The organism is Bacillus sp. REN3, from assembly GCF_017912555.1.
In the GTDB taxonomy this organism is placed as follows: Bacteria; Bacillota; Bacilli; order Bacillales; family Cytobacillaceae; genus Mesobacillus.
This window is the reverse complement of the sequence record NZ_JAERSD010000035.1, coordinates 16,606-28,091: the sequence shown is the minus strand read 5'-3', so window position 1 is coordinate 28,091 and position 11,486 is coordinate 16,606. Positions and strand designations below refer to the sequence as shown.

The 11,486-nt window shown below is 43.1% G+C and carries 6 protein-coding genes; 5 read left to right on the top strand and 1 reads right to left on the bottom strand.

Going from position 1 to position 11,486, the window contains the following annotated elements; translation table 11 throughout:
• Window positions 1-676 precede the first annotated feature (676 nt).
• On the bottom strand, window positions 677-3,406 hold the full coding sequence (locus JJQ88_RS19940; RefSeq protein WP_210367794.1) for an SH3 domain-containing protein: 2,730 nt from the start codon (window positions 3,404-3,406) through the stop codon (window positions 677-679).
• Window positions 3,407-3,716: 310 nt separating this feature from the next.
• Between JJQ88_RS19940 and JJQ88_RS19935 the strand changes: the two genes are divergently transcribed.
• From JJQ88_RS19935 to JJQ88_RS19915, 5 genes are all read left to right on the top strand, one after another.
• Window positions 3,717-5,384 carry a bifunctional metallophosphatase/5'-nucleotidase gene (locus tag JJQ88_RS19935; protein WP_210367793.1) on the top strand — a complete coding sequence of 556 codons (1,668 nt, stop codon included), beginning with the start codon at window positions 3,717-3,719 and terminating at the stop codon, window positions 5,382-5,384.
• Between the two features lie 631 nt (window positions 5,385-6,015).
• Window positions 6,016-9,087 (top strand): Ig-like domain-containing protein, encoded by a 3,072-nt coding sequence (locus JJQ88_RS19930; protein WP_210367792.1) that lies wholly within the window; start codon window positions 6,016-6,018, stop codon window positions 9,085-9,087.
• 236 nt (window positions 9,088-9,323) lie between these two features.
• Window positions 9,324-10,061 (top strand): hypothetical protein, encoded by a 738-nt coding sequence (locus JJQ88_RS19925; RefSeq protein WP_210367791.1) that lies wholly within the window; start codon window positions 9,324-9,326, stop codon window positions 10,059-10,061.
• A complete protein-coding gene (locus JJQ88_RS19920) occupies window positions 10,045-10,377 on the top strand; it encodes a hypothetical protein (protein ID WP_210367790.1) in 333 nt (110 codons plus the stop codon). Before JJQ88_RS19925 ends, JJQ88_RS19920 begins: the two co-directional genes overlap by 17 nt.
• 680 nt (window positions 10,378-11,057) lie before the next feature.
• Complete coding sequence (locus JJQ88_RS19915; RefSeq protein ID WP_246861312.1) at window positions 11,058-11,321, top strand: DUF4176 domain-containing protein; 264 nt, start codon at window positions 11,058-11,060, stop codon at window positions 11,319-11,321.
• The last annotated feature ends 165 nt before the right edge of the window (window positions 11,322-11,486 follow it).

The window sequence follows — 11,486 nt, the reverse complement described above, 5'->3', positions numbered from 1 at the left end:
ATCAACAGCCCCCATTCCAGCACAAACCAAAAAAACTGTAGACAAGCTCGATTCCATCGAGTTTGTCTACAGTCTGAAATCCCTCATTAAATTGAGGGATTTTTTATTACCAGGCTAAGCACAGGGTTCCAATGAGCCTGCAGTCTAGCATGAAAAATTCCCCTCGTGCAGAGATATTGACGATTCGGCATGCCAATCGAAGCCAAAAGACATTAATAGCCAGTATACACTGCAAAGGCAAGCAGCCGCAGAGAAAGCCACCCACTGTTCACCGGTATTTTTGTTGGATTGATAAGTTATAAAACTATTCTACATCTCCTTACATACCGGAAAAACGAAGCATGATTAGAGCGAAATCGCTCCGCAACGGCTCCCAAGTCTAGTTTGAACGCAAAAAAGCTCAAAAAAAAAAGAAAAGTTTCCTTTCTTATGTAATGTTTAATCTCCAAACCAAACAAATACAATAGAAAGAAACTTTTCACTATGATTATAACACAAATCCAGAAAAAAATGTGTCACACCTATCTCCTGTGCCGCCCCTTTCCTGTCTCCTGATTTTAAACCATGGGAAATGAAGCATGAGAGCCGACCCCGTGCCCCACAAAAATGAAGCACGAGAACCGTCCCTCTGCTCCACAAAAACGAAGCACGAGAACCGTCCCCGTGCTTCGTCTTTTTATTGGAGTTCGCGTTGGATGTATTTGTTGTTTGTCCAGCCTTTTGTGCCGTTGGGCAATTTTACTTGGTACCAGGTTTTGTCGCTGTTGGTGATGATGGTGCCGTCTGGATTCAATGCGAGTTCGATGTATTCGTTCAGTGTGTATGATCCGATGATGCTGTAGCTTGTCCCTGCTCCGGCTCGGATGTTCAGGGATGTGGCTGTACTGCGGCCAAGGTTCCTGACGGAGATATAGCTTGCGTATACATCGAAACGGATATCATTGGTCCAGTATTCCTTGCCATCAGCCTTCACTCGTACCCAGTAATCGTTCGTTTTTTCAAGGAAGGTGAAAGCAGTCCCTTTTTTAATCGTTTTCACCCCATCATTTGCACCCCTTGTACTATCAAGGACTAAATCCTTTTTCGCCACCGCGACTGTTCCTGCGGGGAAGAAGTCGCTGCCGGCTGGGGTCGCAGGCTTGGTAGGTACTATCGTGTTGATGGCGGCTGTTTGATAATATGCTTTGTCATAAGGAAGAATGTTAGCCATATGCCTGGCAATGGTTTTGCCCCAATTCTCATCACTTGCATAATAAAAATTCATTCCTTCGCTATTCGCATCAATCCGGGCGCCGCTAAGGGTTTTCGTACTGAAGCCAAGATACGCGCCTTTATACTTCCAGCTTAACGGATTCAAATAAGTCGACTTCATTTCCCGCGCGATATAATCAATCGATGAATCGATGGAAGAAAAGCGGACCGCTCCTACAAATGGTGTGGCATCGAACGCGCCGAAACCAAACAGGTTGAATTTCCCCAATGAAATGAGCGATGTTCCATAGCCGCTTTCGTGGATGGCGTGCGCTGCCAGGTACAAAGCATTCACACCATGCCTCCTGCCAGCATCAACGATCACCTGGCCTTTGTTGCTAAGCACGCTTGCCTTTCCCGTCCGTTGACTATAAGCAGCGATATAATTGTTGATTTGTGCGGCAGTGACAGGCGCCTGTGTGCGCAGGTCAATAAACTGGTAGCTGTCGCGGCTGTAGATTGGGTCCCCGGTTTTCACCTGTTCAACATAGGTCCCGGAAATATAGCCTGTCTTCCCTTCGTAGGCAACTTTGTACCAGTTGTTCGATGTTTTATGTGTCGGAATGACGATCTTTCCCTGAGGGATGGTAACAAGGATCGTTGTTGAAGCATCAGGCTTCAGCCTGACATTCAAATTCGCTTTTATTAGATAGGTCTGCCCGTTCAAGGCTGCTTCCGTAAAAGCTTCGCCAGCCTCTGGCTTTGCTGGCGGCTCGGCTGTTACTTCCTGGAGATACAATCCAGAGACATACCCTGTCTTCCCATTAAAAGTTACCTTGTACCAGCCATTATCCGTTTTATGGGTTGGCGAGACAACTGTCCGGTCGGGAATGACCGCCAGAACTGCAGATTCCAGCCCCGGCTTCTCCCTAAGGTTCAAGTTCATTGTCACCACGAAAGTCTGGGTAACCTCCTTCTCAACTATAACCTCCTCCTTTGCCGGCTCTTCCCTTAAACTACTGACAGGAAGATAGCCAATTTTGCCCCCGAAATTCACCTTATACCAGCCATTAGATGTAATATGGGTTGGCGAGACTTTCGCATTTTCCGGAATGGTTAAAAGAGTTGCAGAACCACTGTCAGCAAGCTCAGCCAACTTAACGTCCGAAATCGCAAGGTAGGTTTTCAGAATGCTGATCGCTGTTTCGGCGGGGGCATTGTATCTTGAAAAATCTCCCGCAAACACGTAACCAGCCTTGCCATTGTAGCTGACTTTCAACCAATTCCCAATCCTTTCTTTTGAAGAGAGAATGGTGCCTGCAGGCAGTGAAGTTAATTTCGGATAACTAGTCCCAAACGAAGCATACAGATTTGTCGTTTTTATCGCTTTATACTTCGTTGCCGCAAATGAATTGAATGTTTGTTGTGTGACTTCGCTGCTGTTGACATAATAGTATTTTCCATTGTAATGAACCCGGTACCAGGTCTTTCCAATGCTGTTTACCACTTTTCCGGTCGAAGTAAATCCATTGCCCCCGGCAATTGTGTAGGAGGCAGGATTTTTTGTGTTCGGAGTTAAGGATAGTTTTGCTTGAGTCTTCGTGAAAAAGTAAGTTGTTTTGATTGATGTAAATTGATCATATTCTTTTAGATAACTTCCGCTGACCCAGCCTGCCTTGGTAACTTTTTTGCCGCCAGAAGCATAAGTGTAGGACACCTTATACCAGGATCCCAGTTTTTCCGAGCTTGTCACTGTCTTCCCTTTCGGAATCGTCAGCAGGATCTTGTATTGGCTCCCTGCTCCTGTCCTCATGTTCAACCCCGATGTTACCTGGAATGTAGTCTTCGTGAACTTTTGCGCAGTGCTCACAGAATCAGCTGCAGGCTTTGGCTTGAGGTATGTTCCGCTGACCCAGCCTGTTTTTGCCGCTTGCTTCCCTTTTGCTTTATAGTTATAGGTCACTTTGTACCAATTACCCAATCTTTCAGATGATGTAACAACCGCACCTTTCGGAAGGGTCATGACGACTTTGTACTTCGTACCCGCTCCGCTTCTCATATTAAGATTCGAGGTTGTAAGATAAGTAGTTTTCGTGAACTTCACCGTCGCGCTCGCCGCTTCGGCATATCCTCCCCCAATAGGCGCAATCGAAACACTGGCACCCGCAAACAAAATCCCTGTTGATAAAACAACAGCCTTCCCCATTTTCCTCATCTAAACCCGCCCTTTTTCTATATCTATCTACCATACTTCTAAAACCAACACTAAAAAAGACCTACAACTTTATTATCGAAAAAAACCCAAACAAATTAAGCACCCCAACACTAGAAAATTTTGGGCGAAGCAAGGGGACGGTTCTCGTGCTTCGCCCCCGAAGCACGAGAACCGTCCCCCTGTTTTTCCCCTGTTTTTTTGGTTAAATTGACCCATTCGGGGAGGTTTTTTGATAGAATGATGGTGATGTGTTGGCTGTTTTGCTTGCTGGCTGACTGTCATTATTTTTTCAATACTTAGGAGGTTTTATATGAAAATCCGGTCCAGGTTTAATCGCAAGTTTTTATCTGTAGCTGCTGCGGCGGCACTGTTGGCTGCTTCCATTGCGCCTGCTGCGTCTGCTGCGAATTTGAAGGGTGCGAAACCAAGCAAGTCCCCTCAACCTTTTGAATTAACCATTATGCATTCGAATGATTCTCATGCCCACCTTGAAAATGCCGCGAGAAAAGTGACGGCCATCAAGCAGGTGCGGGAGCATAGCCCGAATGCCCTATTACTGGATGCAGGCGATGTGTTCTCCGGGACTTTGTATTTCAATGAATACCTTGGCCTTGCCGACCTGGAGTTCATGAACCTGGCTGGCTATGACGCCATGACCTTCGGCAACCACGAGTTTGATAAAGGGACTGGCACCCTAGCCAATTTTGTAAAACAAGCCGATTTCCCTTTTGTAAGCGCTAACGTGAATTTTAAAAAAGATAAAAACCTTAAAAAGCATGACCGCAATATGATTGCCATGAATCCTTTTGATGGAACGATCTACAACGGGATTGTCAAAGTCGTGAATGGAGAGAAGGTCGGCATTTTCGGCTTGACCACCGCTGAAACAAAAGACATCTCCAGCCCTGGAGAAGATGTCAATTTCACTGATTATATCGAAGAGGCAAAGCTAGCTGTGCAAGCCTTTGAGGAAAAAGGAATCAATAAAATCATTGCGCTGACCCATATCGGCTATGATGATGGAGGCGGGGACAACGACCTAACATTGGCCAAGGAAGTTGAAGGCATCGACATCATTGTGGGAGGACATACACACACCAAGCTTCCAGCACCTGTATTGGATCAGACGGGTGAAGAACCGACCGTCATCGTACAGGCCAATGAATACAGCAAATTCCTTGGTGCCCTCGATGTTCAATTCGATAAAAAAGGAAGAGTAATTGAGCACGAAGGCAAACTGATCGACCTGGACCAAAAGGTGGATGGCCAATTCGTTATTCAGGATGACCCTGAAGCGGCAAAGATTTTAGCAGAAACATACAAGCCTGCTGTTGAACAAAAGCAACAGACCGTGATCGGGAACACGACTGTGGATTTAACCGGCGGAAACCCAGCTGCACGTACAGGTGAAACAAACCTTGGTAACCTCATCACCGACGGCATGCTGGCAAAAGCTAAAACAATCAATCCTAATACCGTTATCGCACTGCAAAATGGCGGAGGAATCCGGACATCGGTGGCTGCAGGGGACATTACCCTGGCAAAAGTCCTGGAAGTCATGCCGTTCGGGAACTCTTTAGGCATCATGCAGCTGACAGGAGCTGAAATCAAAGAAGCACTGGAAATCAGCGTAAAAGATGCTCCGAAGGCATTCGGCGGCTTCCTGCAAGTCTCTGGATTGAAATTCACTTACGACAGCACCCTCCCTGCTGGACAAAGAGTCCAGTCCATTGAGGTCAAAGAAGATGGCGTCCAGTATGTTGCCATCGATCCTGCAAAGACATACGGAGTAGCGACAAACACCTTCACAGCAAAAGGCGGGGATGGATACACAGTCTTCGGCAAAGCATACAGCGAAGGACGTGTCAGCGAACCAGGCTTTGTCGACTGGGAAATCTTCACCGAATATGTAGAATCACAAGAAAACAAAACAGTCAGCCCACAAATAGAAGGCCGAATCATAGACCTCGCAAACTAAAATCACCAAAAAGCCCAGCAACAAATCCAGTTGCTGGGCTGAAGCATGGGGACGGTTCTCGTGCTTCATTCCTCATACCCAGGAATGAAGCACCAGAACCGTCATTTCCACCACGATGAATCTCATGGCGGCCATTGCAAGGGCTAATCGAATTAACAGACAAAACACAGCCACAAGCCGCAAACAGAATTACCCAACACAGCAGCAAAAGGCTGACGACGATCTTACATCGCCTCCGTCTGTAGCCTAATGGACATGGATTTTACAGTACCAACCTCTGCCCCTTCGCTTTCCATGCCTGCCCTCTCCAGCCAATCCTAACTGCAAAAGTCTCCTCCCTTCCCAATCCTCATTCACCCAACGCAATCCCCCAAATAGATGTTTGGTAATCTGATAGAAGCAACAAAAAACCACATTCCGTTCGGCAAACTTCCCCCGCCTTACCCTCATTCGAAGACTTGAGGTAATTAATAGAGGAATGCAAAGATATGAAGCCCTCCTCCTAACGATTTTATTTATTTTTTTTATCCCCAAAATTCGACACAAATAAAATTATCTACTATTTATAATTTTCTATGTACAAAGACCTATTTTTCAATCAGTAACTTAGAACCATTAAGGGGATGAGAAAATGAAAAAAATCATTAGCGTTTTCACGGCCGTTTTCCTATTGTTTATGCCACTATCCGTATTCGCAGAAGAGAATCCATCAGAAAGAGGGACCATGCGCCTCACGACGGACTTGAAAACTGGCAAACTGCCAAAAGAAGAAAGGAACGGGGATAAGAGTTTTTCTTACTTGGATCCAGCATCCTATCCACTTAAATCAGACGGAGAGTTTGCCGGCAACCTTTTTGATGGCAGTTCTCATCACGGAATCACTTTTAAAACAATAACAGAAGATTCCTTGGATAAAATGGAAATTCAATTGCTCTATGATTCAGAGTACAGCTATATTAAAGATCAATATCTTACAGTAGAGTTCCTTACAGACAATAACAGCAAGTTATCTTACATTGGCAGTGCAGACTTTGACACGTACGGATATAACAAATTGGGACTCGGGATTACTATTGGGAAGAATGAATATTCGGGAAAAGAATTCATTTATATGAGAGCGGGGGTTTCTGAGAGTCTATTTGATTCCTATTATGCTGATACGCTCCTTTTCAAAGTCCGGAATCCTTTCTATACCCCTGAAGGCAGCACTCCTGCCCAAACTGGTTACGGAATCATCAGCAATGAGTCTATTTTTGGGGACCAACAACAAAGTTCAGGCCAATTCAAAATCAATAACAGCAAATATTCTTTCAATAAAATGCTGGATCAAAGCTCATATCGCCTTGATGTAAAGCGCCCGTTTGATTCGCAAACAAATAAAGATAAAAGGTTGAATTTGTTCACGAAGAAAGCTGTCTATCAGGTAGGGCAGACTAAATCCTTCTGGGTATACAATTTTTCAAGGAATACTGATGAGCAGATCAATGCAACCCTGTTATACACAGGTACAAAAACGAATGTATGGGTGCACAACAACCAGATCACTCTAACCGACGCTCAAAAGCTTGGCAAGGAATTCGACCAGAACATCCACCCTGCCATCACTAGCAACTTTGCGAAAGAGTCGGATGTGAACGGGGATGGAAAAATCAATATCCTCACTTATGATATCCAGGATGGCTTTTCGGGGTATGGGGGGTTCATCGGCGGCTATTTTTATGCAGGTGACCTACATAATATTAACTATTCCAACAAATCGGAAATCTTCTATATTGATACGTATCCATTAATGGGCACTTCAGCTTATAAGGATGTAACTGAATCCTATACAACTCTTGCCCATGAATTCCAGCATATGGTCAACTACAATCAGAATGTCTTCGTTGAGGGCGGCAAAGATATGGATGTTTGGCTGGATGAAGCCTTGGCTATGGCGGCTGAGCAAGTCTATACGAACCAGGCCTTAACTGACAGGATCGACTACTATAACCAATCGAATTCAATTGCCAACGGCCATTCATTGCTCTACTGGGACTATAATGGTGATACACTGGCCAACTACTCCCTCTCATATTTATTTGGCCAGTATGTTAAGCAGCAATCCACCCAAGGCAACGCAATCTTCGGCGAAATCCTGAAAAGTTATGACAACGACTACAAAGCAGTAGAAAATGCGGTAAAAAAATATATTAGTCCAGGTCTTTCGTTTGGCAAGTTCATGACGAATTTCCGCGCCGCCCTGCTGCTTAAGAACAAAACCGGACTCCATGGATTTAAAGGCGCCGAAGAGTTCAACTCACTCAAACCAAGGTTGTACTATGGGCCTCCCCTTGCTTTGAGAGGCGGCGGCTCAGTTGTTAAAAGCATTTCCAATAGGGAAGATTTTTCAATCCCAGCTGACAAAGGCACCGATGTTACCTACACATTCGTGAGTGAAGATCAAGCCGATACATTTCCGCCAGCAAAACCGACGGTGAATCCGGTCAGCGATCTGGACACTCAAATAAAGGGAAAAGCCGAACCTGGCAGCAAAGTTTCCGCCGAGGTCAACAATGTTAAAATCGGCCAGGCCGTTACAACCGCGGAGGGAAATTTCACGATTGCCATACCTAAACAAAAAGCTGGGACAATTATCAAAATCCATGCAGTCGATTCAGCTGGGAATCAGAGTGAAAAGGCAACGATAAAGGTACTGGATAAAACTGCGCCAGGTGCACCTGTTGTCAATCAAGTAAGAGATTATGACAAGAAGGTCAGCGGGAAGGCTGAAGCAGGAAGCACAGTAATAGTAAATGCAGGGAGCACAAAATTAGGCACTGCACTAGCAGATAAGTATGGCAGCTTCTCTGTTACTTTAAAATCAGCCCAGAAAGCCGGAACAACTTTATCGGTTACAGCTAAAGACGCTGCCGGAAACACGAGCAAAGCAACCACTGTAACAGTAGTGGATAAAACTGCGCCTCTTGTTCCGACAGTCAACCAGGTAAAAGATTACGATAAAAAAGTGACTGGAAAGGCTGAACCATATTCAAAGGTAACAGTTAAAAAAGGAAAGACAACATTGGGTTATGCTAATACAAACAAAAGCGGGAATTTTTCTGTTACTTTAAAATCAGCCCAGAAAGCGGGAACGGTCCTAACGGTATACGCCGCAGATAAAGCTGGAAATGTAAGCAAGACGATCCAAGTGACTGTAGTCGATAAAACTGCGCCACTAAAACCGACGATTCATACTGTGAAAGATTATGATAAAAAGGTATCCGGAAAATCAGAGGCAGGCTCCCGGGTCAAAATCAAGGCAGGAAAAACAACGCTAGGCTATGCAACGGCCGATAAATACGGAAACTTTTCCCTGAAGATAAAGAATAGCCTTAAAGCAGGAACCGTTGTTTACGCTACGGCAAATGACAAGGCAGGGAACTACAGCCCTTCCGCAAAAACGGTTGTAATCGACAAAACTGCGCCGAGAGCTCCTTCAATCCAGACTGTGACCAGCCGTTCAACAAAGATTACCGGTAAATCAGAAGCCTACTCAAAAGTTTTCGTAAAATCCGGAAGCAAGGTAATCGGAACAACAACAGCCAGCAAATCCGGAAGCTTCTCAATCAAAATCGCCAAGCAGAAAAAAGGCAAAGTCCTATACGCATACTCAAAAGACAAAGCAGGAAACACAAGCAAAGCCACCAAAATCACAATAAAATAAAGTTAAGCTGAAGCATGGGGACGGTTCTCGTGCTTCATTCCTTATATCAAGGAATGAAGCACAAGAACCGTCATTTTTTCCAGGTATTTCAGTATGATGACCGCCGATTTGTTTTATCTAGCCATTAATGCAATGACTTGTATCGCTATCGATCGTTATTTAGAGCACTCCAAGGTTGAATTCGGAATTTTTCGACCGATATATATAATGAATTAACCTCAAAGGAGTTTGTCTTTATGGCTAAAATAGAGAATGTCTCACTTAGTTACATAAAAGGTAGGATTAAAGTTGAAGTACTATTTAAAGAGATGACTTTCCACCAATTAAAAGACATAGAATTGGACCAGTACTATTTTTTTGAGGCAAACATGGATAACAAAAAAAATGATGTTCAATTGGATGTGAAAGTTTGCTTGCCGATCAACGCAGTGAATCGGATGAACCTCAAGAACAATAGCGGCAAGATTGGAAGCGTTTCCTACAATGTAACTTCAAACGGAATGATAGTATTGAAGACGATACACATGCTTTCACCTGATATGGTAAAAAAAAGAGAGAACAAGTATGCCTTAAATATTGTCAGTGATTCCAAATCCATCGTTAACATAAGTTATACCTTGCCTTTTGAACTGTATCATCAGGTGATTCCTCACAATCTCTTAACAAAAGAAGAAGCCAGAATCAAGGCATCCCAAATAACCGACGATATATTAAACGGAAACTTTCCAAAAGAGTTTGGCCCTAAAAATAAAAAGAGAAAAGAAAGTATAAATAAAACAAATACAAAAAATCCTCAAAGATCAATTAAAATTTGGGTAGCGCGGGATCAAGCCTTTAAAAGGTGTGAACATTGCATAAACTTACACACTAATAATTATTGTGTAGTAAATAAGCAAGTTGTTCAATCAAACAACGCTTGTTCGAGGTTCTTCACTCCTAAAGTCTATCTTGGTGGCAGTGTATCACCAAGATAGGTGCATTTCCCCGCCAGTAGGAGGAGAAAATAATATCAATCAACCAACTCAAAAAGAAGAAGAGGCTTTTTACACACACTGTAAAAGTTTGAACTTACCTCCGAAATCAATTCATGCTATTTTAAATGCAGTTCAATCCCAAAATGCCATCTTTTTTTTGACTGAAAGCATTCGTCACAGGGAAACTACCATGACAATTGTTGTAACTGAGTCCGGTAATATCAAAGCAGCCACCACTGTCTATTCAGATGTAGGTAACAAGGTCATTCTAAGAGAGACCAAGTCAGAAATGTTGCCTCTGCTGTTAACTAAATAGAGAGGGGAACACGATGAAAACAGTTAAAACTCGGTTTGTATATACAAACCCTAAAGAAATGCGAAAAAACATCAGATTCGTGACTATAGCTTTCTTCATGATCAGCCTGTTTATTACACTAATAAATATACAGTCCTTCTCAGTCCTTCTCAGTCCTTCCAAGTTGGTTAAATATAAGTTTTATCATTTTACTAATTTTTTCGATTGTTCTCTTTGGTTATGGATTTTTACTATCTAAAAAGTATGAAACTTGGGTTAAGCTAGGGCGCTATATATTCTTTTTCCTGCTAGTAATGAGCATTCAACTCCTCCTAACATCAAATGGGATGTTTACGATTGGAGTTAGGGATGGGCGGATTATTGAGCAAGTAAACTACTTTCAGCTAACCTTTCTCCTATATCTGGCAGCTTCTGTCATTCTTCTTGTATTGTCTTTATTCATCTCTTCACCAAAATTCAGGGGAGTGAACAGTCGAAAGGCATATGTGATAGGGTCTATTTCAGCTGTAGGAATTAGTGCTCTAATATTTGCTGTTTTAATAATTATAAGAGAGGCAACCTTCATCCATCCGGATACTGTAAAGCCATCTTATCAGTTCTTTATTGGATCTATACTGGCGCTTTTTCCAGCTACAGTATTAGGAATTAGTATGTTACGCGCAAGGTAGGGCGTGGAAATAATGAAGAAATATTTGCCAATTGGTTCAATTGTATTGCTTAAGGGCGGGACAAAAAGAATCATGATTTATGGAAGGCAGCAAAAGGAAATAAAATCCGATAAAATATGGGATTATATTGCTTGCCTCTACCCAGAAGGAAATTTAAACGAAGATTATATGTTTCTATTTAATCATGACCAAATTGAAAAGGTCTTTTTCATCGGCTTCCAGGATGAAGAAGAAATAGAGTTTGTAAATGAAATTCTAAAATCAAAGGAAGCTTAGATACATACATAGGCAGCATAGGAACGTACCTTGAGTATCGCCCAATGCTTCCTTCATTTTCCATCATAACAATTTATTAATACTTCATGTTCATTTTTCTCCGTAATTTACCATTTCAGTGACCTTTCCTCTTCTTTCCCCCTTTTGATCTCTTTTTAAGGAAAA